General features: G+C 45.7%; 23 protein-coding genes. 11 read left to right on the top strand and 12 right to left on the bottom strand.

The features are described from left to right. Nucleotides 1–293 precede the first annotated feature (293 nt). Nucleotides 294–1,727 (bottom strand): glyceraldehyde-3-phosphate dehydrogenase, encoded by a 1,434-nt coding sequence (locus K0H61_RS08800; protein WP_220052292.1) that lies wholly within the window; start codon nt 1,725–1,727, stop codon nt 294–296. Nucleotides 1,728–1,933: 206 nt separating this feature from the next. Here K0H61_RS08800 and K0H61_RS08795 point away from each other — a divergent pair, with 206 nt between their 5' ends. Both K0H61_RS08795 and gap read left to right on the top strand, forming a co-directional pair. Continuing rightward, entirely contained in the window at nt 1,934–2,827 is an 894-nt protein-coding gene (locus K0H61_RS08795) for a DUF2989 domain-containing protein (protein ID WP_220052597.1), read from the top strand. A gap of 197 nt (nt 2,828–3,024) precedes the next feature. Continuing rightward, nucleotides 3,025–4,035 carry a type I glyceraldehyde-3-phosphate dehydrogenase gene (gene gap / locus K0H61_RS08790; RefSeq protein ID WP_220052291.1) on the top strand — a complete coding sequence of 337 codons (1,011 nt, stop codon included), beginning with the start codon at nt 3,025–3,027 and terminating at the stop codon, nt 4,033–4,035. Between the two features lie 120 nt (nt 4,036–4,155). Here the strand turns inward: gap and sodC are convergent, their stop codons facing one another. The 6 genes from sodC to astE form a co-directional block, all read right to left on the bottom strand. Beyond that, the gene (sodC, locus tag K0H61_RS08785) at nt 4,156–4,668 is read right to left on the bottom strand and encodes a superoxide dismutase family protein (RefSeq protein ID WP_220052290.1); all 513 of its coding nucleotides are present in this window, start codon (nt 4,666–4,668) and stop codon (nt 4,156–4,158) included. Nucleotides 4,669–4,988: 320 nt separating this feature from the next. Beyond that, on the bottom strand, nt 4,989–6,071 hold the full coding sequence (gene nadA, locus K0H61_RS08780; protein WP_220052289.1) for a quinolinate synthase NadA: 1,083 nt from the start codon (nt 6,069–6,071) through the stop codon (nt 4,989–4,991). Nucleotides 6,072–6,215: 144 nt separating this feature from the next. After that, nucleotides 6,216–7,820 carry a dihydrolipoyllysine-residue acetyltransferase gene (locus K0H61_RS08775; RefSeq protein WP_220052288.1) on the bottom strand — a complete coding sequence of 535 codons (1,605 nt, stop codon included), beginning with the start codon at nt 7,818–7,820 and terminating at the stop codon, nt 6,216–6,218. A gap of 9 nt (nt 7,821–7,829) precedes the next feature. Beyond that, nucleotides 7,830–8,807 (bottom strand): alpha-ketoacid dehydrogenase subunit beta, encoded by a 978-nt coding sequence (locus tag K0H61_RS08770; protein WP_220052287.1) that lies wholly within the window; start codon nt 8,805–8,807, stop codon nt 7,830–7,832. Between the two features lie 3 nt (nt 8,808–8,810). Next, nucleotides 8,811–9,989 (bottom strand): thiamine pyrophosphate-dependent dehydrogenase E1 component subunit alpha, encoded by a 1,179-nt coding sequence (locus tag K0H61_RS08765; RefSeq protein WP_220052286.1) that lies wholly within the window; start codon nt 9,987–9,989, stop codon nt 8,811–8,813. 157 nt (nt 9,990–10,146) lie between these two features. Next, complete coding sequence (gene astE / locus K0H61_RS08760) at nt 10,147–11,181, bottom strand: succinylglutamate desuccinylase (protein WP_220052285.1); 1,035 nt, start codon at nt 11,179–11,181, stop codon at nt 10,147–10,149. A gap of 286 nt (nt 11,182–11,467) precedes the next feature. Here astE and msrA point away from each other — a divergent pair, with 286 nt between their 5' ends. Then, complete coding sequence (gene msrA, locus K0H61_RS08755; RefSeq protein WP_220052284.1) at nt 11,468–11,947, top strand: peptide-methionine (S)-S-oxide reductase MsrA; 480 nt, start codon at nt 11,468–11,470, stop codon at nt 11,945–11,947. Between the two features lie 106 nt (nt 11,948–12,053). On the opposite strand, the gene pgm is transcribed toward msrA, so the two are convergent. After that, a complete protein-coding gene (gene pgm, locus K0H61_RS08750; protein ID WP_220052283.1) occupies nt 12,054–13,706 on the bottom strand; it encodes a phosphoglucomutase (alpha-D-glucose-1,6-bisphosphate-dependent) in 1,653 nt (550 codons plus the stop codon). Nucleotides 13,707–13,816: 110 nt separating this feature from the next. Beyond that, complete coding sequence (seqA, locus tag K0H61_RS08745; RefSeq protein WP_220052282.1) at nt 13,817–14,386, bottom strand: replication initiation negative regulator SeqA; 570 nt, start codon at nt 14,384–14,386, stop codon at nt 13,817–13,819. Nucleotides 14,387–14,676: 290 nt separating this feature from the next. On the opposite strand from seqA, the gene K0H61_RS08740 reads away from it, so the two are divergent. The 6 genes from K0H61_RS08740 to efp all read left to right on the top strand — a co-directional run bounded on the left by K0H61_RS08740 (nt 14,677) and on the right by efp (nt 18,541). Beyond that, nucleotides 14,677–15,453, top strand: a complete 777-nt coding sequence (locus K0H61_RS08740; protein ID WP_220052281.1) for an alpha/beta fold hydrolase — start codon at nt 14,677–14,679, stop codon at nt 15,451–15,453. A 101-nt stretch (nt 15,454–15,554) separates the two neighbouring features. Further along, nucleotides 15,555–15,776, top strand: a complete 222-nt coding sequence (locus K0H61_RS08735; protein WP_220052280.1) for a DUF2788 domain-containing protein — start codon at nt 15,555–15,557, stop codon at nt 15,774–15,776. Nucleotides 15,777–15,787: 11 nt separating this feature from the next. Beyond that, nucleotides 15,788–16,060, top strand: a complete 273-nt coding sequence (gene ybfE / locus K0H61_RS08730; RefSeq protein ID WP_011622798.1) for a LexA regulated protein — start codon at nt 15,788–15,790, stop codon at nt 16,058–16,060. A 56-nt stretch (nt 16,061–16,116) separates the two neighbouring features. Continuing rightward, entirely contained in the window at nt 16,117–16,644 is a 528-nt protein-coding gene (gene fldA, locus K0H61_RS08725) for a flavodoxin FldA (RefSeq protein ID WP_220052279.1), read from the top strand. 107 nt (nt 16,645–16,751) lie between these two features. After that, complete coding sequence (gene earP, locus K0H61_RS08720) at nt 16,752–17,936, top strand: elongation factor P maturation arginine rhamnosyltransferase EarP (RefSeq protein WP_220052278.1); 1,185 nt, start codon at nt 16,752–16,754, stop codon at nt 17,934–17,936. Nucleotides 17,937–17,980: 44 nt separating this feature from the next. Continuing rightward, a complete protein-coding gene (gene efp, locus K0H61_RS08715) occupies nt 17,981–18,541 on the top strand; it encodes an elongation factor P (RefSeq protein ID WP_011622801.1) in 561 nt (186 codons plus the stop codon). 94 nt (nt 18,542–18,635) lie between these two features. Here efp and K0H61_RS08710 read toward each other — a convergent pair whose 3' ends face one another. Then, nucleotides 18,636–20,924 (bottom strand): xanthine dehydrogenase family protein molybdopterin-binding subunit, encoded by a 2,289-nt coding sequence (locus K0H61_RS08710; RefSeq protein WP_220052277.1) that lies wholly within the window; start codon nt 20,922–20,924, stop codon nt 18,636–18,638. Beyond that, the gene (locus tag K0H61_RS08705; protein ID WP_220052276.1) at nt 20,921–21,385 is read right to left on the bottom strand and encodes a (2Fe-2S)-binding protein; all 465 of its coding nucleotides are present in this window, start codon (nt 21,383–21,385) and stop codon (nt 20,921–20,923) included. Before K0H61_RS08705 ends, K0H61_RS08710 begins: the two co-directional genes overlap by 4 nt. Nucleotides 21,386–21,698: 313 nt before the next feature. On the opposite strand from K0H61_RS08705, the gene K0H61_RS08700 reads away from it, so the two are divergent. Beyond that, nucleotides 21,699–22,970: an XdhC family protein gene (locus K0H61_RS08700; protein ID WP_220052275.1), complete on the top strand. Its 1,272-nt coding sequence runs from the start codon at nt 21,699–21,701 to the stop codon at nt 22,968–22,970. A 53-nt stretch (nt 22,971–23,023) separates the two neighbouring features. Beyond that, a complete protein-coding gene (locus K0H61_RS08695; RefSeq protein ID WP_220052274.1) occupies nt 23,024–23,632 on the top strand; it encodes a nucleotidyltransferase family protein in 609 nt (202 codons plus the stop codon). Nucleotides 23,633–23,808: 176 nt separating this feature from the next. Here the strand turns inward: K0H61_RS08695 and K0H61_RS08690 are convergent, their stop codons facing one another. Further along, nucleotides 23,809–25,191: a Na+/H+ antiporter NhaC family protein gene (locus K0H61_RS08690; RefSeq protein WP_220052273.1), complete on the bottom strand. Its 1,383-nt coding sequence runs from the start codon at nt 25,189–25,191 to the stop codon at nt 23,809–23,811. Between the last annotated feature and the right edge of the window lie 431 nt (nt 25,192–25,622).

The following is a 25,622-nucleotide window of genomic DNA, read 5'->3' as shown; positions in this document are numbered from 1 at the left end:
TTGTAGAGTTACGCTTCGCGCTTCCCTTGACTGCGGATTGGCATTCTACCGATTTGCTCCTCGGAGTCAATCCACAATTTTGAAATAATCCATTACTGTGTCGCGTTTGCCGATTATTCAGACAAACACCATTGAAAGTGCTGAAGTTGTAAGCAAACAGCAGCCCTGCCCTCTTAGCGAGGCTAAATATCATCAGAGGCTTAATAGCAGCTTGGTAAGAAATCTTCTTGGAAATAAAAAGAAAACGCCCATTTAGTGTTAACCAAATGGGCGTTTAGAGTCGAATTAACGAATTAAGCTGGCAGAGACAGTGTTGTCAGACCTAGCATGGTTTGCATTACGCCGACCACTTGGCAGCTGTAACCAAATTCGTTGTCGTACCATACGTAAAGAATCGCACGCTTACCTTCAGCGATGGTCGCCTGTGAATCAACCACACCTGCGTAACGTGAACCCACTAAATCGCTTGAAACGATTTCGGTTGAATCTGTGTAGTCGATTTGGTTTTGCAGCGGTGATTGCAGCGCGGTATCTTTCAGGTATTCGTTTAATTCGTCTTTATTGGTCTCAGCATTGAGGTTCATGCTGATAATCGCCATAGAAACGTTAGGCGTTGGCACACGAATCGCATTACCTGTCAATTTACCCGCTAATACTGGCAGCGCTTTTGCTACCGCTTTCGCGGCGCCAGTCTCAGTGATCACCATGTTTAACGGCGCACTGCGACCGCGGCGGTCAGCACTGTGGTAGTTATCAATCAGATTTTGATCATTCGTGTACGAGTGAATAGTCTCAACGTGACCATTTTCAATACCGTACTTATCGTTTACCGCTTTAAGAACTGGGGTAATCGCGTTAGTGGTACAGCTCGCCGCAGATACGATGATATCCTCAGCAGTAATATCACCTTCGTTCACACCGTAAACGATGTTTTTGATGGCGCCTTTAGCTGGAGCAGTTAACAACACTTTGCTCGCGCCAGGACACTTAAGATGTAAACCAAGACCCGCTTCATCTTTCCAAATACCTGTGTTATCAACAACTAATGCATCATTGATACCATATTTAGTGTAATCCACTTCATCTGGTGAGTTAGCATAAATAACTTGGATATAAGTGCCGTTTGCGATGATGGCATTGTTTTCTTCATCAACTTCAACAGAACCGTTGAAAGGACCGTGTACAGAGTCGCGGCGCAATAAGCTAGCACGCTTCTCTAAATCGCCCTTCTTACCGCCACGCAGAACAATAGCGCGAAGTCTTAATTTATTGCTGCGACCAGTACGTTCGATCAGCAGACGCGCTAATAAACGACCAATACGACCAAAACCGTAAAGCACAACATCACGTGGTGCAACATCGTCAGCATGGTCAATCGCTTCAGCTAACTCGCGCGTCATGTAGTTTTCGATTTCGCTCACATCAGTATGTTCAGCCCAGTATTTAACTGCCAGTTTACCGATATCCACTTTACATTGTTTAACCGCGAGTTTGCTTAAGGCTTGTACGAAGGGGAAACTCTCGCGTAAACGTAATTTTTCGCCGACATGACGACGAACTAAACGGTGCGCTTTAATAATCTCAATAGTAGAAGCATTAAGTAATGGCTTGCCGTATACCAACACTTCAACGCCTTGGTTACGGTACAACTTACCTAGCAAAGGCTGCATAGCCTCTGCCATTTCAAAACGTTCTTGCCAGCTTTGTAGGTGTTTATCAGCGCTCATTTGCAGATCCTTTATCTCACTTTTCAATAAAATACATTGAAAGGTTTGAGTAACATGACGAAAAGACCAATAATCTTTAGGCAGGTTTTAGGGAAAACCCTGTTTTGGTCGGGCGCCATTGTAATGAAAACTATCGCCTGTTACCAGCATGACCGTTTTTGTAAAACTGTAATTTTATTAGAAAAATTGACGATATGGAGCGTACTTTGAGATATAATCTAGTAATAATTACATCATTTTCCGTTGGGTTGTGTTTTTTCGCTCTTTTTGGTTGCGATAGGGCCCCAAATGCTGAAGTCATTTGTAAAAATAATCCTGAAATTTGTTCTGATTTAAATAAGGATGGATGGTGCCAAGGTGAAAAAAACAACTTAATTTTACATCGATTCGAGATTAAAGACCTAAAACACCCCACTGGTAAGCAGGTATATCAACAACTCACTTATCTTGAAGACTACAGTAAATGCATTGAGGTTGCCTCTGGCGTCCAGCAAATCGTGCATACCCATCGAACCGCTGATAGGGCTCGTGCTTATACCCTGAGCACAGAAAATTTGAATCAGCTACAGGCTGAGAGTAAGGAATATCAAGATCCCTTCATGTCCTACTACCAATGGACACGCTTCAATGACACCAGTGCGCTAAATCGTCTCCTTAAGCAGGAAGAAGCGGGTGAAGTCACTGATCCATTCCTCTTAGGACAAATTGCCACCTATTACAGCAGTCGTAATAGCCTTAAATCTCAACATTTGTATCTAAGAGTGTTGTCAGAAATCCAATATGATGATTTCGACCCTAGCTGGTTACTCGGTCTGGCGGCTTCCTTTAAACAAAATCAAGTATTCGACAAAACCTATATGCTCACAAAAGCCAATATTCTGCTCACACAGCAGAAGTATTCCCAAGATAAGATGCTAGCCTTGATCAGTGGTAATAAAACAATGGCGAAATCACTTGATGCTTATGCACAGGACTTAGTTGATACGCTTAGAAAAGGAAGCTATGCCAATAGTGAAGTTAGAGCTTGGTTGGAGCGTTCAGTCTCTGATTTGGTTGTATCCCCGATTAAGGAAGAAAACAGCACAAATACCCCAGATTGAGCGCAGGGCAAGATGTTTACCATCTTGTAATTTTTCATCCAAATTTCTTGCAATAATGGCAATTTTGCGGCCTATGTAAAAGAATTAAGGGTTTTGTTAACTAATACTGGGCAAAATCGCCGATTTAACTTGACGATATCTGTCAGTTTGGTAATTTTACTACCAATTGAATTCTATAATCACCCGAGGGATATGAGATGACTATCCGTGTAGCAATTAACGGCTATGGCCGTATCGGTAGAAACGTACTGCGTGCTCTGTATGAAAGTGAAAAAGCATACCCAATCAAAATTGTTGCAATCAACGATTTAGGCGATGCTTCCATCAACGCACACTTAACCAAGTACGATTCAGTGCATGGTCGCTTCAATGCGAAAGTAGACCATGACGGTGAAGCGATTTATGTTAATGGCGACAAGATTCTGACTTTCCAAGAACGTGATCCGGGTAAATTACCTTGGTCTGAACTGCAAGTGGATGTGGTTTTTGAATGTACCGGTATCTTCACATCAAAAGAATCCGTACAACCCCATATCAATGCAGGAGCAAAAAAAGTCATCATCTCTGCTCCAGGTAAAAACGTCGATGCAACTGTGGTTTACGGTGTGAACAACGATGTGTTAACTGCTGATATGACTGTGATTTCAAATGCTTCTTGTACCACTAACTGTTTAGCACCTTTCGCTAAACCGTTAAACGACGAGATTGGTATTGAATCGGGTCTGATGACCACTATCCACGCTTACACAAACGATCAACGTTTATCAGACGTTTACCACACTGATTTACGACGTGCCCGTGCCGCGGCGCTGTCGATGATCCCAACAAAGACAGGTGCTGCTGCAGCAGTAGGTCTTGTCGTCCCAGAACTACAAGGTAAATTTGACGGTTTAGCGGTACGTGTACCGACAGTAAACGTCTCTCTAGTTGACTTATCATTCATCGCTGCGCGCGACACCACAGTTGAAGAAATCAATGAAATCATCGAGCGCGCTGCGAGCCAATCACCGCTGAGTGAAGTGCTAGCCGTAAATAAAGAGCCATTAGTCTCTATCGATTTTAACCACAACGCCTACTCTTCTAACTTCGATGCGACGCAAACCCGTGTTAACGGTCGCTTAGTGAAAGTGATGGCATGGTACGATAACGAGTGGGGATTCAGTAACCGTATGTTAGATAACGCGGTTGCCCTGATGAATGCCAAGTAATCATTCCAATTAATTTAAAAGCCCCGCAATTGCGGGGCTTTTTTTACTGAGCCAATCATTAATTCGTTAACAGTAATATCGAAACCTAACATTCTGCACGGGCAGATGACCAAGGCTATATCAATTGATAATACCGCAGGCCACACGTGCACCGCCACCACCTAAAGGCGCAGGATGATCGGAATGGTTATCACCGCCCGCGTGGAACATAATTGCATGGCCTTTTAGGTCACTCATTTTCAACCTTGGAGCCAACACAGCCTGATTACCCGCGCCGTCAGCATCGATAAATAATGGTGGCAGATCGCCTAAGTGACCTTCTCCCCAAGGCGTACTGTGGGTTTTCGTCGCAGCGGGATCATAATGGCCCCCTGCAGCGCCTGCAGGTACAATTTTTCCGTCCTTTTCCTTAGGATCACAGCTTCCATTTTCATGTAGATGGAAACCATGTAATCCCGGGGTTAAGCCTTTTAATGATGGCGTAAACACCACACCATATTTTGATTCTGAGATAGTAACTTGGCCAACACTGTCCGCTACCCCTTTATCGTTAACAAGATTCATTTGTACGCTGACATCGGCAAAAGCACTTGTGGCCGACATAGATGCAAGCAATAACATCATTTTTTTCATACCCTTCTCCATGGCTTAGTTCTCTCTAGCCCAGCTCTATAGCCCAGCTCTATAGCTCAGCTCTATAGCTCAGCTCTCTATGAGATTGATTTAACACTGTACATTGCGATACTTCGTGCTTAGTTATAGCAAATTTAAGCTAACAGCACAGACTAGGTTAGTAAAAAGACAGTTATTTTTCATTATGCTTAATATTCAATATCCTCCTACTTGGCTGTAGTATGCCGAATATGGATACTTCGCCTCTACAATGGCAAAAAAATCCCCGCCATGTGGCAGGGATTTTAATGATGAAATGTAAGCTTTACCGAAGGCAGAAATTAAGCGTTGCCCTTCACTTTCATATTCAATGTTTTTGCAAAATCGAGCATGCGGGTTAGCGGAATTAACGCTTGTACTCGTAATGCTTCATCGACAAAAATTTCGTGGGTACTTTTATCGCTGTCGCTTAATGAAGCTTCGATGGCTTTTAGGCCATTCATCGCCATCCAAGGGCAATGAGCACAGCTCTTACATGTCGCGCCATTACCGCCAGTTGGGGCTTCAATCAAGATTTTACCCGGTGCGGCCTGCTGCATTTTGTAGAAAATACCGCGATCGGTTGCCACGATAAAGCGTTCATTGTCCATGGTTTGCGCCGCTTTAATCAGTTGGCTGGTCGAGCCCACCGCATCGGCCATGGCCACCACACTTGCGGGTGATTCAGGATGAACCAGAATTGCCGCATCTGGGTAAACGCGCTTTAAATCACGCAGCGCATTGGCTTTAAATTCGTCGTGAACAATACAATCACCCTGCCACATCAACATTTCGGCGCCCGTTTGTTTGGCGATATAACTGCCTAAATGACGGTCTGGCCCCCAAATGATTTTTTTACCTTCACTTTCTAAATGCTCCACGATTTCTAAAGCGATACTAGAGGTGACCACCCAATCGGCGCGTGCTTTTACTGCGGCAGAAGTGTTGGCATAGACCACAACGGTATGATCAGGGTGCGCGTCGCAGAACTCACTGAACTTATCAATCGGGCAACCTAAGTCGAGTGAACAGGTCGCTTCCAGTGTCGGCATGAGAATGGTTTTTTCTGGACTCAAAATTTTGGCTGTTTCGCCCATGAATTTAACGCCAGCAACAATTAACGTTTTAGCAGGATGATCGCGGCCAAAACGCGCCATTTCTAATGAGTCCGATACACAGCCACCAGTTTCTTCTGCGAGGGCTTGAATTTCAGGATCGGTATAGTAATGGGCAACTAATACCGCATCTTTTTCAATTAGCAGCTGTTTAATGCGTGCCTTGTAATCCGCCTTTTCGGCGTCAGACAGTGGAACAGGCTTAGGTGGAAACGGGTAATCCATCGTTTCGATTTTAGGGGCAAATTGAATTGGTGCTGACTGGCTCATAACACATCCATCGGGATAACAATGTCCGCGGATTATACGTAATTGAGCACAAAAGATTAACCCATTTATGCCTTGCAAATAAAAAAGGACGCTAAATTGCGTCCTTTTTTAACTGAGTGACTGTAAGCATCCGCTGACAGGCTGTTAGCGCATGGCTAACAGCATGTCCTGTGGCTGCTCAAGGTACTGTTTCCACAGGTTGCAGAAACGGGCAATAGTACCACCGTCAATCACGCGGTGATCCCCTGACCAGCTGACTTGCATGATCTGACGGGCTTCAACTTCGCCCTTCGCATTAAAACGCGGCAGGGTTTGCAATTTACCTAAGGCAACAATCGCAACTTCCGGCTTATTAATGATAGGTGTTGCAATCGTTCCACCTAAGGCTCCGATATTCGAAATTGAAATGGTGCCTTCTTTAAGATCCGCTGGCGCCACTCGGCCACTACGGGCAGCATTGGTTAAGCGGGTGATTTCCGCAGCCACCTCAAGAATGCTCTTATTCTGAACATCTTTCACGTTTGGCACTAACAATCCCACCTTCGAGTCCACTGCCATACCGATGTTGTGGCGAGACTTGTATGTCAATTCCGTGCAATCGCTGTTTACTTGGCTATTCATCACCGGGAACTGCGTGAGTGCCAATGACATTGCCTTCATAAAGAACGGCATCATGGTTAACTTAACTTCATCCGATGAATACTTGGCTTTCATGCTTTCACGCAGCGCAACCAAATCGGTTAAATCGAACTCTTCGCAGTAAGTAAAGTGTGGAATGGTCGATACCGATTCCACCATCATCTTTGCCATCACCGCTTTGACGCCGCGAATTGGCTCAACGATATCGCCAACTTGAGTTGCCACAGGGCTTGACGCAACAGCCACATTAGTATTGGTCGCATTCGTATTAACCGCGATATTTACTGCCGCTGCCACGGGCGTTGGCATCACATTTGGCTGCGCTGCAGCGCCATGGGATTGGAAGCGAGTGATATCTTCCTTATAAACCCGGCCATGTTTGCCACTACCTGGCACGAGGCTTAAATCGATATCTAATGAGCGCGCCATACGGCGAACCGCAGGGCTTGCTAATGCTTTACCCGAGCGTACTTGTACAGCTGCATCACTGTTAGCCGATTGCAGCGCACAAGTACTTGTTGATGCTTGCACAGCGGCAACACTTTCGGCAGAACCTTCGACTTCAATCGCAACTTCAATGGCAAACAGGGGCGCATGAACCTTGGCTAACTGGCCCTTACGGTAATGCAGCTTAACAATTTTTCCGCCCTTAATGGCCGGAATTTGCACTAACGCTTTATCCGTCATTACATCGGCAATGGGTTGATCTTCAACCACGACATCGCCTTCACTTACTAACCAATCGACCAGCTCACATTCAACAATACCTTCACCGATATCTGGCAGCAGGAATTCTTCAATTTGGCTGGCAGAGCTTGCTGCAACGACATTGGTAGGAGCTTGTGCGGTTTCAACAGCCGCCCCTTCTTCGGCTTCAATCTGAACAGCATAAAGTGGTGCGTGAACCTTAGCGATATCGCCCTTTGCGTAATAAAGCTTGGTCACCACACCACCAAAGGGTGCTGGAATTTGCACAAGTGCTTTATCCGTCATCACATCGGCAATCGGTTGGTCTTCAACGATAGTATCGCCTTCACTCACCAGCCATTCAACCAGTTCACACTCAACTACGCCTTCACCAATGTCCGGCAAAATAAAATCTTTAATCATTGCGGACTCCTAGAAGTTAACCGAGGCCTTGATGGCTTCAAAGGTCTTGAGTGCATCTGGCATGTATTCTTTTTCATGAACCAGCGGGTATGGGGTATCAAGACCACATACACGGCTAATGGGTGATTCCAGATACAGGAAACATTCCTGCTGAATCGTGGCGGCGATTTCACCGGCAAAACCACCAGTTAACGGTGCTTCGTGGTTAATCAGTAAGCGACCTGTTTTCTTCACCGAATCGGCAATGGTATCCGCATCCCAAGGTGCGAGGGTGCGAAGGTCAATAATTTCACAGGAAATGCCTTCTTTTGCCGCCATCTCTGCGGCCTTTTCGACGATTTCCATCTGTGCGCCCCAAGCCACTAAGGTAATGTCTTTACCTTCGCGAACCACTTCTGCTTTACCCAGCTCAATTTCATAATCGCCAGCAGGCACTTCGCCCACCGATGCGCGGTATAAGCGCTTAGGCTCGAAAAACACCACGGGGTTTTTATCGCGAATTGACGCTAATAACAGCCCTTTTGCCTGCTCTGGGTTACGTGGCACAACCACTTTTAACCCAGGGGTTTGAGTAAAGTAGGCTTCTGGCGATTGCGAATGATAATGACCACCTGCAATCCCGCCACCATAAGGGGTACGGAACACTAAGCTGCCCACGTTGAATTCATTACCGCTGCGGTAACGGAACTTGGCTGCTTCGTTCACGATTTGGTCAAACGCAGGGAAGATATAATCGGCAAACTGAATTTCGGCCACGGCGGTCATGCCGTTTGAGGCTAAACCGTTAGCAAACCCCGCAATACCTTGTTCGGTCAGCGGCGTGTTAAAACAGCGATCGCGGCCAAACTTTTCTTGAAGGCCCGAAGTTGCACGGAATACACCACCGAAGTGGCCTACGTCTTCACCGAACACTACCATACGATCATCCGATTGCATCGCGATGGATAAGGCCTCATTGACGGCCTGTAACATATTCATTTCTGGCACGGCTTATAGTCTCCCTGCACTTTTGGGATAAGATTGCGGATATTTGTTGATGTGTTCTTTAAGTTCCGCCAATTGCTTTTTCAGGATTGGGGTTGGTGTGTCATACACATCGGCGATAATCTCATCCAGCTTAGGAACGGGCAGCTTTTCAGCCACTTTCACTGCAGAGAGCACTTCTTCACGGTACTTCTCAAAGAGTTTGACGTCATCGGCGTCGCTTAACCAACCTTTGTTGATTAACCATAATTTGAAGCGTTTAACCGGATCGTGTTGTTGCCATTTGGCTTCTTCATCCTTAGAGCGGTAACCCGATGGGTCGTCTGAGGATGAGTGAGCACCAAGGCGATAGGTCATGGCTTCGATTAATACTGGCGCGTTATGCTCAATCGCATAAGCTCGGGCCTGTTGAGTTGCAGCCAGCACAGCTAACATGTCGTTACCGTCGACACGGATGGTGTGCATACCGTAACCGACACCGCGACTGGCGATACCGTTACCGGCAAACTGTTCATCGGTTGGCGTCGAGATGGCATAACCGTTGTTACGGCAGAAGAAAATCACTGGACATTTTAATACCGCAGCCATGTTCATGCCCGCATGGAAGTCTCCTTCCGATGCCGCGCCTTCACCGAAATAGCACATGGCAACATTACGTTTTCCCTGCAATTTCAGGCTGTAACCCACACCAGTCGCCTGTGGGATTTGGGTGGCCAGTGGCGATGAAATCGTTTGATAGTTAAGTGCCGCACAGCCGTAATGGATTGGCATTTGACGGCCTTTACCCAGATCCTTCTCGTTGCTGAACATCTGGTTCATAAACTGATCTGTCGTGAAACCGCGGTAACGTAAGGCGGCGTGTTCACGGTATTGAGCTAGGATAACATCTTCAGGATCGAGGGCGGCAACACTGCCCACCACTGCCGCTTCCTCACCGGTACAGGTCATGTAGAAGCTGATGCGTCCCTGGCGCTGGGCGCCTAACATACGTTCGTCTAGCACCCGTGTGAATACACAGGTATCGTAAATCTTTGTGGCTAAGGCTTCATCTATAACAGGCAAAACCGCGGTTTCGTAGGTAGTGCCATCTGCTTGTAGAATTCGAAGGATAGGAATATGAAGAGATGCCTTATCCAAGAAGCCGACACGGTGCACTGTTTCAGTGTTGAGTGTTGCTTTGCTCATATTGTGCTCTTGTTGTTTCGTTGGTCACCAAAGGGGCGGCCAAATTATACGAATATGCTGCGCAAACTTTACGTAAACGTAAACCTGCTATCAAGCTATTAACCTACCCCTAGGCACAACTAATCCCCTTAGCACTTGTATAAATTGCTTTACAAACCTATTGAATATCGAGGTTTTTGGGGGGAATTAAACAGATGACCGTTCGATTTCCAATGGGTACTTTGGCATTTGGGAACACAATTGCCTCAAATTCCTGCTCCACTTTGATGGCATTTCCGCCCTCGTGAGCGAGTACAAAACCTTTAGGGAAACTGCGAAAATTTTCAACATCAGTTGCAAAGGTAAATTCAAAATCATCGAAATGTTTATTGATCACCCGATACACCTGATAAAGATGAAGCTTAGTGGGATTGTAGGCTTCAAGATCTAATGGATAATCCGTAATTAACCGAGTAAACATATCCTTAGCCGCAATAAAGCGAGTCATATCGTTCTGCCCCATGGGATACACTTTACCAAGCTCGATGGTAAAGGCGTCGGCGCCAAATTCTGCAGAAGAGAAGTAACTAAAAGTCGTGGTGGGTTCATGGTGGAACAAAATCGTATCAACGCCGCTTGCGGCCAAAAACATCATTTGTTCACCGCTGTAAGCCCTGCCAGGCCGGTAAGGATAAATAGCAAACTTTTCATGTTTTGATGCCCGCATCGCCGTATGTAAATCGTAATGAATGCGCTGCTTAGATTGGACAGCCCTAGTAAAAAAGCGGCTGACATAGGCTTCGAGTTTTTGGGCACGAATACGTTCAGGGTTAACAAGACCTGGGGCATTGGAATGTTCGCCACTAAACAGGCGATTCATATTTTCATCGATAATGCGGGTGCCATTATTGATGGCTAGAGGATTGCCAATAATAAACAGGGTTCGGTGTTTAACCTCAATTTTCTCTTCGAGGATGGCCTTAATGAGGCCATTACATAACTCTATCGGCGCGGTTTCGTTGCCATGCACACCGCACGACAAAATGATGTCCTTACCTAATGGCAAATGGGGTTCAAATACGATGACGCCCGTATCCCACACTTCAACTTGGGTCTGATTTGAGAGTGCGTAACTAAAACCTTCACCCAAGGATTCTGGGTGGGCAAGGGTAAGCGCAAGAAAATCCTTTGAATCGATTAGAGCTTGTAACACTGATTTCTCCTTCATCCTATCGTGTTAAAAGCAGGAAAATGCGACAAACGGGTTACCACCGCGCCTTTATCTCCCGCCCTAAAGCGCCTTCATACTAGCATAAGTTTTAATGCCAGCATGCCCACAGTGGTCGAACTTCAAGCGATATCATCCCAAACTTCAATTCACTATTGAGAAAATTTGACCAAATCATGCCAGATTTCCCCTAAATCTTATCAGAGGACTTGCTTTTAATGCCAAGTTTGCACACAATCTTCAGCCATCTAGACATCTATTAGGATTTATCATGGCGTTAGCAACTTTTGGTGCCGGTTGTTTTTGGGGCGTAGAGTATTTCTTCAGACAAGTAAACGGTGTGCTAAACGCAACCTGCGGCTACATGGGTGGCAACAATGAAGCGACCACCTATGAAGAAGTGAAAAAGGGTAAGACGGGCCACGCCGAAGTGGTACAAGTGGAATTTGACCCTGCGGTTGTCTCCTATGATGAGCTGCTAGATGTTTTTTGGAAAAACCACAACCCAACGACATTAAATATGCAAGGTGGTGACATTGGTACTCAATACCGCAGCACCATTTTCTTCCATGACCGTGAACAAAAAGCCGCTGCCGAAGCCTCAAAATTGGCCTTCGCCCGTTCGGGTCGTTGGGGGCTTCGCCATATCGTGACTGAAATTGTACCCTTGCAACAATTCCACATCGCCGAAGAATACCACCAGAATTACATTGATAAGAACAACTTACCAAGCTGTCATATCGAGTATTAATCGGGATTACTTGGATTAAGTTTTTCAATTTAACGCCCAAATCACTCAAACAAAAAACGCACTCATTGAGTGCGTTTTTTGTAGCTAATGTGGGTTATTCGCTTTATTAAGCGCTGAGCGCCTTATCAATCAAGGTTTGTGCGTCGCTGATAATGTCTGCCAAGTGTTGCTCGCTGATAAAGCTTTCGCCATAAATCTTAAATAAGGCTTCAGTGCCCGATGGGCGTGCAGCAAACCAACCATTTGCCGTGGTTACCTTAATGCCACCAATCGCCGCATTGTTACCCGGAGCATGCGTCAGTACAGCATCAATCTGCTCACCCGCAAGCATGGAAGCACCTAAGGTCTCTGCGTTGAGTTTTGCAAATTTGGCTTTGTTTTCAAGGCTGATTGGACTGTCGATTCGCTTGTAGTAACTGCGGCCAAATTGCGCCACTAATTCTTGATAACGCTCACCCGGTGTTTTGCCAGTTACTGCAAGCATTTCAGCAGCTAACAACACCAAAATAAAGCCGTCTTTGTCCGTGCACCATGTAGTGCCATCACGGCGAAGGAAAGCCGCGCCCGCACTTTCTTCTCCACCGAAGGCAATGCTCGACTCAGCTAGACCGTCAACAAACCATTTAAAACCGACGGGTACTTCCAGCAGGGTTTTACCGTGGAAAGCGCAAATCTTGTCGATAAGCGCACTCGAGACCAGCGTCTTACCAATCGCTAGACTGTCTTTCCAATCCGGTCTGTGGGTTAACAGGTAATCAATGGCCACCGCCAGATAGTGGTTAGGATCCATCAAGCCTGTACCAGGACACACAATACCGTGTCTGTCGTAGTCGGGGTCGTTACCCACACACAAATCGAAGGCATCTTTATGGGCTAAAAGGCTAGCCATCGCGTAGGGAGAAGAGCAATCCATACGGATTTTGCCGTCCTTATCCAGCGACATAAAGCTAAAGCTTGGGTCGACTTTATCATTTACTAGGGTGATATCGATGCCATAGTGTGTCGCAATTGGTGCCCAGTAATGAATGCCAGAGCCGCCTAACGGATCCACTCCGAGCTTAAGCTTCGACGCTGCAATCAAGTGCATATCGACGACATTTGCTAAATCCTTTACATAGGGCGTGATAAGGTCGATTTCTTGTACATGGCCAGAGGCCATCGCTTCGCCAAAGCCAAGTTTATTGACGCCCTGTAACCCCTGACGCAGGTACTCGTTAGCACGCTGCTCAATCCACGCGGTAATATTACCTTCGGCAGGACCACCGTGGGGAGGATTGTACTTAATCCCGCCATCTTGGGGCGGATTGTGGGACGGCGTGATAATTAATCCATCACTTAATACATCACCCGTGATGTTGGCTTCACGGTTAGCGCAAATGATCGCGTGAGAAACTACCGGTGTTGGGGTAAAGCCATCGTTCTGTTGGATTTTGACTTTTACGCCATTGGCAGCAAGCACTTCGATGGCAGACACATAGGCCGCGTAGGAAAGCGCGTGGGTATCAATGCCTAAAAACAGCGGGCCGTCGATATTCGCCGATTGGCGATAATCCACTACGGCTTGGGCAATAGCCCAAATATGGTCTTGGTTAAAACTGCCGAGCAGCGCACTGCCACGGTGACCCGAAGTGCCAAAGGTCACGCGCTGTGAAGTATCATCCACATTGGGTTTAATACTGTAATATTGGCTCATCAGTTTTGGAATATTCACCAGATCCGTCTGATTCGCGGTTTGTCCTGCCCTTTGATGTATTGCCAACTGCATTACTCCTAAAGAAAAACGGTTTACTCAACTATAGCGATATAAAAACGCCACCGATTTTTAAACCATCAAATAATTAATGGCGGAAAAATTGATGGCGCTGATGATTAAATTCGCTCGGCAATCAAGCCTGCTAACTGACCATCACAACCCAGTTGCATTAACACTTCAGATAAAATCGCGCGTTTTTTGGCTGTGTTGTTATTAGTCGTTACCCAAAAACCAGTATTGCCGATTTCCTTTGGATTCGCCGAGGCACTGGCCTTGAGCAACTCTTCACGGGAACGGGCAAAGTACAGGCGGTCGCGACCTTGAATATGCAAAATTTGCGAAAAGTGGTCTTTGCTCTGCGCGGATAAACGTTCAAGTAAAAATAAGAAACGGCCCACTGCGCCCTTTTGCTGGGATAATTGATGCTCATCAACAAGCAAAGTGAAATCCGCAGGCTCGTTCACTTCAACAGCAACATCCACTACTTCAATAGGTGCGGTGGCAACCACCTCAACAGGAGCTGACTCTAAACTTGGCTCACTGATATCAATAGGCGCTAAAGGTTCGACGGCATCGACAGAAAGGCCGAGTAATCGACGAAGAATGTCTGAGGCGCTCTCACCAATACGTTCCGTTTTACTGGCAATATGACGATAGAGCTCTTCATCCACTTCGATGTATTTCATAACCTTATTATCCTTTGTTATTCGATAGGCTTAACCGAAAAAGTGTTACGACGATCAAAACTTGAGATCGACGCGATCGTTACCCAGTGTATCTGTCTCTATCAATCTGATAAAGCATCATTAATCTAAAATTGCGTGAAATAGCACACCAAAAACTCGCCAGTGAACCGATTGCTGAAAAAGTCAGCAATTTACATCTTAGCCCTGCGTAAAATGCCTTATTTGCTTGTCAAGGCAAAGTGTTCGGAGGCAAAATTCACCACTCACTTGCAGTAATCACAGGACAATCCATGAATTATGTCACCTCGGGTCAAGGACAAGCCGTACTCCTTATCCACGGGCTGTTTGGAAACTTAGATAACCTTAAGGGCCTAGGCCAAGTGCTCGAAGCCAATCATCAGGTGATCCGTGTCGATGTGCCTAACCATGGACTCAGTGAGCATTGGCAGGAAATGGATTACCCAAGCCTTGCCAAGGTAATGATGGATCTAGTGGATGACCTAGGCTTGGATAAGGTTCACCTTGTGGGTCACTCCATGGGCGGTAAAATCGCCATGGCAACGGCCCTCGCCTACCCCGAGCGCATTATTAGCCTCGTTGCCGCCGATATCGCACCTGTAACATATCAACCAAGGCACGATCTGGTGTTTGCCGCATTAGAAAGCTTACTCCTTGAGGGCTCAAGCGACCGCCGTATGGCACTTTCGCATTTAATTGCGGCTGGCATTGATGAACCAACGGCGCAGTTTTTGTTGAAAAACCTGCAACGCACAGAAACCGGATTTAGTTGGAAAATGAATCTTAAAGGGCTTAAGGCGTGTTACCCCAATATCATTGGCTGGCACAATCTAAGTAGCGAAACAGCGAAAGTGTATCACGGACCGAGTCTTTTTATCCGCGGAGGCGACTCAAACTATGTTACCACTGAACATCGAGGCGACATTATGCGTCAATTTCCCGCAGCACAGGCGAAAACACTCGAGGGTTGTGGACACTGGTTACATGCGCAAAAACCCGCCATATTTAACCGTATAGTGTCTGAATTTATTGACAAACACGCAGTGTAAATGACAATGATTCTCGACTTAATTGATATAGCCTGTCCTAAGGCGATGTGATATATTCGCGCCTCTTTTAGCCTTAGATGTTTCTAGAGGACTAAGAAAGCATGTTAAGTCAGTATATGGAACAAATCGAAACCATCGGCTTGAACCTGTTTTTTGCGGCGATATTTTTCTTTATCGGCATGGCCATCCACGATGTGCTCAAACAGGGTAATGTGCCTAAATTGGGTCGATTTATCGTTTGGTTAGTATTATTTCTCGGCTGCGCCGGGTTTATTGCAAAAGGCATTATCCAGATGACCTGGGAAGGTTCAGGCATCGGTTAAACAATAATAAGATGGCAAAAGAAGCGACAGATAGAACCACCATTGACCTTTTTGCCAATGAAAAGCGCCGGGGCCGCCCACGTAGCAATCCTTTGTCCCGTAGCCAACAGCTTAAGGTCAACAAGCGCAACCAGATCCAGCGGGATAAAGCCAAAGGATTAAAGCGAATAGAGTTAAAGGTGTCACAAGATTTGTATGACGCCTTGAATGAGCAGGCATTGGCCAGTAACATCAGCCGAAGCCAGTTAATCGAATTAATTCTTCAGCAAAAAATTGAATGTTAAGACGTTCGATTGCAGCAAGATTAACGTATAAGTGAACTAGACATAAAGGATAGACAATGGCAACTGTAGGTCTTTTTTTCGGTAGCGACACAGGCAACACCGAAGCTGTCGCCAAGATGATCCAGAAGAAACTGGGCAAACAAATGGTTGAGGTGAAAGATATCGCCAAGAGCACCAAAGAACAAATTGCAGAATACGATCTGCTGATGTTCGGGATCCCAACCTGGTACTACGGTGAAGCCCAATGCGATTGGGATGACTTCTTTCCTGAATTAGAACAAATCGATTTTACTGACAAATTAGTCGCTATTTTCGGTTGTGGCGACCAAGAAGACTACGCCGAATACTTCCTCGATGCGATGGGCATGGTGGGCGATATCGTTCAGGCTCGCGGTGGGATTATTATCGGTCACTGGCCAACTGCCGGATACAACTTCGAAGCATCAAAAGGCTTAGTCGACGATGACCACTTCATCGGTTTAGGTATCGATGAAGACCGTCAACCAGAACTGACCGAAGAACGAGTTGATGCTTGGGTTAAACAAATCTACGAAGAAATGTGTTTAGCCGAGTTTGAAGACTAATTCGAGTTATCGTTAATCCATTAACGATGAATAAAGCGGCCTAAACGCCGCTTTTTTTATGGGGGATTTTTATCCCTTAGCTTGGTCAAGAAGGAGTAAAGCCAGTTATGACCGATATTCGCTCGCCCCACTGGGATATCTTTTGCTGTGTTGTCGATAACTATGGCGATATTGGCGTTACTTGGCGCCTTGCCAAGCAATTGGTGAAAGAATATGAGTTACCAGTGCGTTTATGGGTCGATGATTTAAACGGCTTTTCCCACATTTTGCCAAGATTAGACCCAAGCCTTGATAGCCAGAGTTTTAATGGTGTGACCATTATTCATTGGACTAATCCCCTGCCCGTTGTCTTTGAGAGCGGAGAGGTGTTGATTGAAGCGTTTGCCTGCGAGCTACCCGATAGCGTCAAGCAGCAACTCGTAGAACTTCATCGTCAAACCCCCAATAAAGTGCCCGTGTGGTTAAACCTTGAGTATTTAAGCGCTGAAGATTGGGTGGAGGGTTGCCATGGCCTGCCGTCAATGCAATCAAGCGGCATTAAAAAGTTTTTTTACTTCCCAGGTTTTACACCAAAAACAGGCGGGCTGATTTGTGAACGCAGCCTCTTTGACGAGCGTGATGCTTGGCAGGCCGATGACAGTAATAAGCTTGGGCTGTTCAAATCACTTGGGCTTAATGGCATTAATGCCGAAGATAAGGTCATCAGCGTTTTTAGTTATGAGACCGACGCCCTGCCCGCCCTGTGTGAACTGTGGCAACAGCAAGCCAATATTAATCACAAAATCCATGCACTGATCCCAAAAGGACGCAGCCTAAATAGTCTTCAGCATCTACTGCCCTGCAGTATTGATGAGCTCACACCAGGCATGCATATCTCGCTTGGAGAATTGACACTGCATATTTTGCCGATGACAGATCAAGTGGGCTTCGATAAATTACTGTGGAGCTGCGATATGAATATTGTCCGTGGCGAGGACAGTTTTTTACGGGCGCAATGGGCTGCAAAACCGTTTATTTGGCACATTTATCCGCAAGAAGATGACTACCATCTCATAAAATTAGAAGCTTTTATGCAACTTTACTGCGATAATCTTGCCCCTGAAATTGCTTCCACTTGGAAAAAATTGAACCTCGCGTTCAACCAAGGAAAGCAATCTGCCGTGAGAACTCACTGGCAAAACCTAAATCCAGTCAGTTTGCCGCTGTTGCAACACGCTAAAAAGTGGCCAATCGACGCAATAAATGCTGCAGATCTTACAACTCGGCTAGTCCAGTTCGTGAAAAAAAGCTAAGATGCTGCGCTGAAATAGAAAATCGACATATAGGAAATTGTGTAATGAAAACTGCTCATGAAGTCCGTCCTGGTAACGTGATCATGTTTGAAGGCAGCCCATGGGTTGTTCAGAAAACAGAAACAACTCGCTCTGGCCGTAACGCTGCCATCGTTAAGTTAAAGCTGAAAAACTTACTGCTTAACTCTGGTACTGAAACCACTTTCAAAGGTGAAGATAAGATTGACGACATTATCCTAGATCGTCTGGATTGTACTTATTCTTACTTTGCTGATCCTATGTACGTATTCATGGACGCAGAATACAACCAATACGACGTAGAAGCTGAAAACTTAGGTGACGCAGCGGCTTACATCGTTGACGGCATGGAAGAAACCTGCCAAGTGACTTTCTACGAAGGCAAAGCCATTTCTGTTGAAATGCCAACCACTATCGTACGTGAAGTGATCTACACTGAGCCATCTGCTCGTGGCGATACTTCAGGTAAAGTGATGAAGCCAGCGACTATCACTGGCGGCGGTACAATCAGCGTGGCTGACTTCGTTAAAGTTGGCGACAAGATTGAGATCGACACTCGTACTGGCGAATTCAAGAAGCGCGTATAATCGCCCTCTTCCTGTTTGCTAAAGCCAGTGCATGCACTGGCTTTTTATTTTCAACAAGCTGTTATTTTTGTCACTGACTCATTATAAAGGTTAGCTAAGTCATATTTGACGGCGACTTCGTTTTATCTTCCAGCATCACTCCGGATAAAGGTATACGTCGGATCCTACGTCCAAGCAAATGTGACACGGCATTGACAATGGCTGGTGAAACCGCCGGCAATCCAGGCTCCCCTATTCCCCCCATTTTTTCACCGCTTTCGATGATGCTAACATGGACTTCTGGCATGTGCGTTGGACGGATCATAGGGTACTTGTTGTAATTACGTGCCAAAGGTAGGCCTTTTTCATAGATCACTTCTTCAAAAAGTACCTGTGAAACGCCCATCGCCGCGGCTGATTGAATTTGAGCTTTAATAATGGCGGGATTAACAATACTGCCGGGGTCAATGGCCTCCCAAATGTGGTGAACGCGAACCTTACCCTTCTCAATCGACACTTCTGCAATGGCTGCTGCATGGGAGCCAAATGGCGCTGCCATTGCAATACCACGGGCTCTTACTGAACCATCTTCGGCCGTAAATGGTCCTCGTTTCCAACCGCCGGATGACTCAACCACCACATTGAGTAAATGAGACAACCTTTTGTTCTCTTGAAGTAGTTGCTGGCGCATCTGCATGGGATCAACCCCTGCTTTATCCGCCATTTCGTCAAAGAAGCATTCATACACGAAATCATTCATCGAGTTTCCGACCGAGCGCCAGTAACCCTGCATCATTGGACTTTTGACAAAGTCATAACCCACTCTCACATGGGGAATGTCATAGGCTTTGCCCGCCAAGCCTTCGACAGCAGTTGGGTCTACCTTTTCAGGATTACGTCCCCAAATGGCATCCGTTGGACCTTCGGTCGACGAAACAATGTCGAGTGCCAAAGGCTTATTATTGCTAATGGCAGCCTTCAAACGAACCGCAGCCATGGGACGTACTGTGTCTCTTAGGAATTCTTCTTCACGGCTCCAAATTAATTTAATGGGCTTACCGACTTTCTTGGCAAGAATAATCGCTTGTGGATAAGGACTGGCTGCGTGATACAAGAAATGGCGTCCAAAGAAGCCACCTAAAATGGGGGAATGGAGATGTATTTTGTCTTCAGCCAATCCGGTTCTTTTTGCAATATCGGCTAAAAACATATCGGGCGCCTGATTAGGACACCACACATCCAAGCTTCCATCCGTATTAAATCTTGCCAATGCCGAAGGCGGCTCTAGTTGTGCGTGACGTAAGTGTTGAGTTCGGTATGTCGCCTCTATGACAGTGTCATCTTTCGCATCGGATAACACTTTAGATGCATTGCCTTTTACTTCTGCATCGAGCCCTCTCTCTTTTCGAGCGGCTAACATGTCATTGAAGCTCTGAGTTGAAAAGTCTGCAGGCATAAATCGCATTGAACCTTGCGCTTCACCCTTGGGTTCAATCCAATCGACTTGAGCCGCGTCGGCTGCACGTTTTGCGTCCCACCAATGGGGTGCAACCACGGCAACTGCGCCTTCCAAAATATGAACCGAATGTACACCACGCATCGCGTTAACTTGCTCAAGATTGGTAATGCTACTAACGGTCATTCCTAAGCGTGGCGCATGCTTAACGGCGGCATGAAGCATGTCATCGACTTTGATATCGATGCAATATTCAGCTTTACCCGTAGATTTCATATAGACATCTAACCGTTCCACAGGGGCGCCAATCCAGCGGAAATCTTTAGGATCGCGTAATTTAATGGACTCGGGATCGGGCACTGGTAAACCCATGGCTTGTTCAGCTAGCTGGCCATAATCTAATGAACGATTTGATTTAAGGTGAACAACTTTTCCTGGCGTTGTAGTGAGCTCCGACACATCGACATTTAATGCTTTTGCGCCAGCCTGAAGCAGCATTTGCCTTGCTAACGCGCCCAACTTCCTCATGGTGCTATAGCTTGTCTGCACGGACATGCTACCACCGGTAATACGACCAAAGCCCTTCACGACCTGATAATCGGGGCCAGTTGGTGCATTTTCGACGATAAATTTGATGGGTTCAGCATCAAGCTCTTCACCAATAATTTGTGCCATGGCGGTAAAGACACCCTGACCGCCCTCAACAAAAGGACTCTGAAAATAGATTTTATTATCAGCAGTGATCCTAAGGAATGCCGGAACCCTTGTGCCTGCCGCCATCCCGCCAGCCTGAGCGGCTCGGGTTTGACGTAGTGGAATGCCTACACTTAACACAAAAGCACCTGCCGCTAACCCAACGGAAGACAATAAAAAGTGTCTTCGAGACACATTCACTGGGGTATCTTGATTTAGCTGTAAAAACTCATTTTTGGCGTCTAAGTTTTTCATGTATTGCTCCCAGGAAGTGCCTTTGATAAATCCTCGACAGCCGCATTAATCGCGTTGTAAGTACCACATCGGCAGAGATTATTGACCGCAGCATTGATATCATCTTTAGTCGGCGATTTATTCGACTTGAATAAGGCGGTGACCGCCATGACTTGTCCCGATTGGCAGTAGCCGCATTGCGGAACTTGATGTTTAGTCCATGCTAAAACGACTTGTTTACCGACAGGATCTTCTTCGATGGCTTCTATCGTTGTAATGTGTTTTCCAATCGCACTCGATACCGGCATTACGCAAGAACGCACAACTGCACCGTCTATCAAGACTGAACATGCGCCACACTGCGCTAAACCACAGCCGTATTTTGTGCCTGTGAAACCTAAGTTATCTCGTATCACCCATAACAAGGGGGTATCTTCAGCGACATCAACATCAAAAGTATGGTTATTTAACTGTAATTTCATACGCTGTCTTAGCTCCATATGCTTTTATTCGAACATCACTTAATCGATATTGCGACTCGGCTCGAAGGGAAAAGTCGGTGTTCCACTTATCTTTAAATCTATCAGTGCATTCATTCTAGTTAATGAATGTCGTTATTAACAAAATCCATCCAATGACTTATCAAACGAATACATTAAATCACTATAGTGATGTGTAGTACCCACCCTTTGGCTCAATGGAGACTTAAAACTCATGCCAGCTTTATTTTTGTAAAATTTGGATATTTTTCTACAATCAACCAAACTGGTTGCTATAACAACCACTTGAAATTATGTGTTATTTGGACAAGGGAAAACCGAAGCCATTCGCAATAAAGATATGCTGAATCGTGACGAAAAACGCAATCAGGGGATAACGATGTCTGGGCTTTCTGCTTTATATAATGCAATTGTCAATAATGTCACAACAGATAATGAAGCAGTCCTGGCTACCGTCGTAAAAGTAGAAGGCTCTGCTTATCGTCGCCCTGGCGCAAGAATGCTTGTCTCACAATTTGAGACCGAAGGGGCAATAAGTGGTGGTTGTCTCGAACCCGAAGTGATTAAAACCGCATGGTGGCATACAGAATCAGGCGCGTGCGTGCGCCGTTATCATACGGCAGAAGATAACGAAGACACTGATATTGCATTAAATTTTGGCCTAGGCTGCAATGGGACCGTTCATGTGTTATTTGAACGCATCGATTTGAAGCACAATTGCCTCATGATTGAGATTATTTCCAATGTCGTGTTACAGAATAAATCCGCGGCGATAGCAACAGTGATTGCCTCTGATAAACATTCTGGTATTCGAATTGGCGAACGAATTGCGCTCTTTAGTGATGGTTCAACACTCGGAGGACTCGCCCATGGCGAACTGACAGCGCGGATTTTCACTGATTTGAAAAAAGCACTGCAGGAGCAAGGCTCTTGTCGATGTCAGTACACCATTGATGATGCGCAGCTAGAAGTCTTTGTTGAATATCTCCCCCCTATTCCGCGTCTTGTTATCTGCGGCGGAGGCGATGATGCGCAGCCACTTGCCACAATCGCGAAGATCCAAGGTTGGCATGTCACAGTTATCGATGGACGTTCCCATTTTGCCAGGGTTTCTCGCTTTCCTCAGGCCGATCAAGTCATCACAGGGCAAGTCATCACAGAAGAAATGAATGTTGAGAAATCGCGCCAGTACAATGAGTTGTTTCATGGCGCATCCGTGGTGATCATGACGCACAGTTTGAAGCAGGATGAATATTGGCTTAATGCCGCGTTGTCGAGTCAAGCCTGCTACATAGGGCAACTGGGGCCAAGGACGAGGAGTGAAAAACTGTTAGAAAACATCAGTACAAGAATGGGCCCTTTACATTCGTTGGACAGACTACATTATCCTGTCGGACTCGATTTAGGAGGAGACACCCCAGAAAGTGTCGCTCTCGCGATTTTGGGCGAAATAACGGCTTTTCGTCATAAGCGCACTGGCAATAGCCTTAGATATCGAAATGAAACCATTCACACGCCAGATCAGGTACGACAAGCGTTGGTTGCCTCACGTCAAAACCAAGATTAGCTATCAATTTATTGTTTCTATGTGTACCGGTATAACAGACAGATAGGAAGGCCATGCAATCACATTTAAGCGGTTCCAACGATACCTGCGTTGCATTGGTCTTAGCCGCTGGTTACGGAAAAAGATTTGGGCAGGATAAACGACGTACACCTATGGGAAATCATTCTACCTTGCTAGGCACTACACTTGCGTCTATCCAAGGTGTGTTTGCTGAGTGCTATGTGGTGATCCGTGATGATGACAAGCCTGAACAACTCGGAATAACACACCCAACCAAGGTCATTGTCTCAACACGCTCGCACGATGGATTGGGTTCAAGCTTAGCGGCAGGAATTGAATTTCTACAACAGAGCAGTTTCAGTGAAGCTGCGATTTTTCTCGGTGATATGCCGTGGATCCAAGCCACAACGCAAGCAAGATTAATAGCAGCTGCACGCCCTTCAAATATCGTGCTACCAACATTTCGTGGCAAACCAGGCCACCCCGTCATCTTCGGCCGTAAATTTTGGCCTGAACTTATGTTGTTGGATGGTGACAAAGGGGCTAAATCCATCGTATGCCGTCACCAAGCACACTGTGTATTTATCCCAGTTAAAGATCCAGGCATTCTACGTGATGTGGATATACCGGAAGATCTAGGTACACAACCTCAGAAGTCGTAAAGACTGCAAAGCGTGAGATGTAAAGTCTTATGCATTCTAATACTGCGATTGTACTTGGTATGTTACAAAAATTGGTCAACTGCTCAGTTGCAAACGACAACAAAAATACCACAGTCCTAATGAAGCAAAAAAAAACCAGCCGAAGCTGGTTTTTTAAATTCAAATTTTACTTTCAATTACGCAATTAAAATAAAGCCAACAAACGCAATTGAAGCGGCGATTAACGCATAGGGCAGCTGAGTCACCGCATGGCTAACCAAGTTACAACCCGAGCCCTGTGCAGCTAATACCGTTGAGTCAGAGTAGAAACAAGCTTGGCTACCAAAAGATGAGGCAGAAAGCAGTGCACCAATCACCAATGGAATATCTGCGCCAACAGATTGTGCTAAAGGCATGACGATGGGAATAGTGACCGCAAAAATACCCCAGCTAGAACCTGTTGCAAAAGCCAAAATTGACATCGATAAAAATACCACCGCTGGCAGTAACTTAGGCGTCATGTAAGGGCTTAATGATTCGATAACGTATTGGGGTAAAAGCAAAGCATCACAGACATCTTTAAACACGAATGCCGCAATTACAGTACCAATAGCCGGCAACATGCTCTTAAAGCCATCAATCATTTGATCCATCATCTCTGAAAGTGGCATCAAACGTTGTACCGCATAGTAAGGCAGCGTGATCACTAAAGTGGCTAACAAACCTTTCCATACATCGATATCGAAATACACAGTAAAGGCAACTAACAGCAAAATTGGCACTAAAAAGTTATGCAATTTACCTTGGTTGTCAGCGTGCTTAAACTCTTCTTCAATTGCCGCAATCGCGTATTCGTCTGAGGTTTGTACCTGATCTAAGTCTATTTGCGCTTGAGCAGGCTCGCCTTGAGCTGCACGTAATTGTGCTTTTTTCATTGGGCCAATGGCAGGCATAATACCGAGAGCCACTAACAGCACCATCGCCACGGCTAACCACGCATAAAGCATATATGGAATGGCTTGCATATATACCGCAATGCCTTGGCCTTCAGAAGCCACACCGTTATCCACTAACAGACCACCGAAAAAAACGGCCCAAGTCGATAACGGCACTAACACACACACTGGTGCCGCAGTTGAATCAACAACATAAGCTAACATTTCACGTGATACCTTAAATTTGTCGGTAACACGTTTCATGGTTTCACCCACGGTTAATGCATTGAGATAATCATCGATAAAAATCACAATCCCGAGAACAAAGGTCATTAACAGCGAGGATTTAGGACCTTTTGCAAATTTTAATGCATTCCGACCAAAAGCCAGTGCGCCACCGGTGCGAACTAACAATGCGATTAATGCACCAAAACAACCACATACTAAAATCAACCAACCGATCGTTTCATCGGCCATGACCTTAAGTGACGTCGAAGCAAAATTGTCGAGTACTTGCGAGGGATCGAGTAAAAAGAATCCGATTACTGCGCCAATAATGAGGGATAAAATTGGACGACGTAACCAAACGGCTAACACCAATACCACCAGAGGTGGAATAAGACTTAACGCTGTCGGTTCAGACATGCACTTAGGTCCTCTAAATAATCGCCAAAACGGCAAAAGTTTTTAGAAAAGCGCCTGATATCATCTCGATATTGGGCGCCAATATTGCTGCTTTATGATGACTAACTCCGCTGATAAAACCGGCTAAAAGCGTATTATCTTTGGTGCCTTACCAAAAACATCGGCGCAGAAAATAAAGCGCATCGAATACTGAGTCAACAAGAAATTTATGCGACAGTAAAATAAATTAACCACCTGACAAATGGCATTTGATATCTTATTGTTTTAATTATTCTTTATTTAATTTTCCGTAAATGAAATTCAGGGGCTAAATGCTTAATAAGCATTCAGTAAACTTGCGTTAAATTGCTTGATTATGCAGTCTTAAATAACAACGTATTTTAAGGCTTCAAATACTGTGGGTTAACTGGGTTGGGTTTTTTCCTGCTTTT

The organism is Shewanella acanthi (assembly GCF_019457475.1).
GTDB lineage: Bacteria > Pseudomonadota > Gammaproteobacteria > Enterobacterales > Shewanellaceae > Shewanella > Shewanella acanthi.
Note: the sequence above shows the minus strand (reverse complement) of the source record. Positions and strands in the feature narration are given on the sequence as shown.

What these genes read in the sequence shown, in the direction of transcription:
- K0H61_RS08800 (WP_220052292.1), bottom strand. Translation starts at nt 1,727, where the DNA reads ATGAGCGCTGATAAACACCTACAAAGCTGGCAAGAACGTTTTGAAATG.
- gap (WP_220052291.1), top strand. Translation starts at nt 3,025, where the DNA reads ATGACTATCCGTGTAGCAATTAACGGCTATGGCCGTATCGGTAGAAAC.
- sodC (WP_220052290.1), bottom strand. Translation starts at nt 4,668, where the DNA reads ATGAAAAAAATGATGTTATTGCTTGCATCTATGTCGGCCACAAGTGCT.
- nadA (WP_220052289.1), bottom strand. Translation starts at nt 6,071, where the DNA reads ATGAGCCAGTCAGCACCAATTCAATTTGCCCCTAAAATCGAAACGATG.
- K0H61_RS08775 (WP_220052288.1), bottom strand. Translation starts at nt 7,820, where the DNA reads ATGATTAAAGATTTTATTTTGCCGGACATTGGTGAAGGCGTAGTTGAG.
- K0H61_RS08765 (WP_220052286.1), bottom strand. Translation starts at nt 9,989, where the DNA reads ATGAGCAAAGCAACACTCAACACTGAAACAGTGCACCGTGTCGGCTTC.
- msrA (WP_220052284.1), top strand. Translation starts at nt 11,468, where the DNA reads ATGGCGTTAGCAACTTTTGGTGCCGGTTGTTTTTGGGGCGTAGAGTAT.
- seqA (WP_220052282.1), bottom strand. Translation starts at nt 14,386, where the DNA reads ATGAAATACATCGAAGTGGATGAAGAGCTCTATCGTCATATTGCCAGT.
- K0H61_RS08740 (WP_220052281.1), top strand. Translation starts at nt 14,677, where the DNA reads ATGAATTATGTCACCTCGGGTCAAGGACAAGCCGTACTCCTTATCCAC.
- K0H61_RS08735 (WP_220052280.1), top strand. Translation starts at nt 15,555, where the DNA reads ATGTTAAGTCAGTATATGGAACAAATCGAAACCATCGGCTTGAACCTG.
- ybfE (WP_011622798.1), top strand. Translation starts at nt 15,788, where the DNA reads ATGGCAAAAGAAGCGACAGATAGAACCACCATTGACCTTTTTGCCAAT.
- fldA (WP_220052279.1), top strand. Translation starts at nt 16,117, where the DNA reads ATGGCAACTGTAGGTCTTTTTTTCGGTAGCGACACAGGCAACACCGAA.
- earP (WP_220052278.1), top strand. Translation starts at nt 16,752, where the DNA reads ATGACCGATATTCGCTCGCCCCACTGGGATATCTTTTGCTGTGTTGTC.
- efp (WP_011622801.1), top strand. Translation starts at nt 17,981, where the DNA reads ATGAAAACTGCTCATGAAGTCCGTCCTGGTAACGTGATCATGTTTGAA.
- K0H61_RS08710 (WP_220052277.1), bottom strand. Translation starts at nt 20,924, where the DNA reads ATGAAAAACTTAGACGCCAAAAATGAGTTTTTACAGCTAAATCAAGAT.
- K0H61_RS08705 (WP_220052276.1), bottom strand. Translation starts at nt 21,385, where the DNA reads ATGAAATTACAGTTAAATAACCATACTTTTGATGTTGATGTCGCTGAA.
- K0H61_RS08695 (WP_220052274.1), top strand. Translation starts at nt 23,024, where the DNA reads ATGCAATCACATTTAAGCGGTTCCAACGATACCTGCGTTGCATTGGTC.
- K0H61_RS08690 (WP_220052273.1), bottom strand. Translation starts at nt 25,191, where the DNA reads ATGTCTGAACCGACAGCGTTAAGTCTTATTCCACCTCTGGTGGTATTG.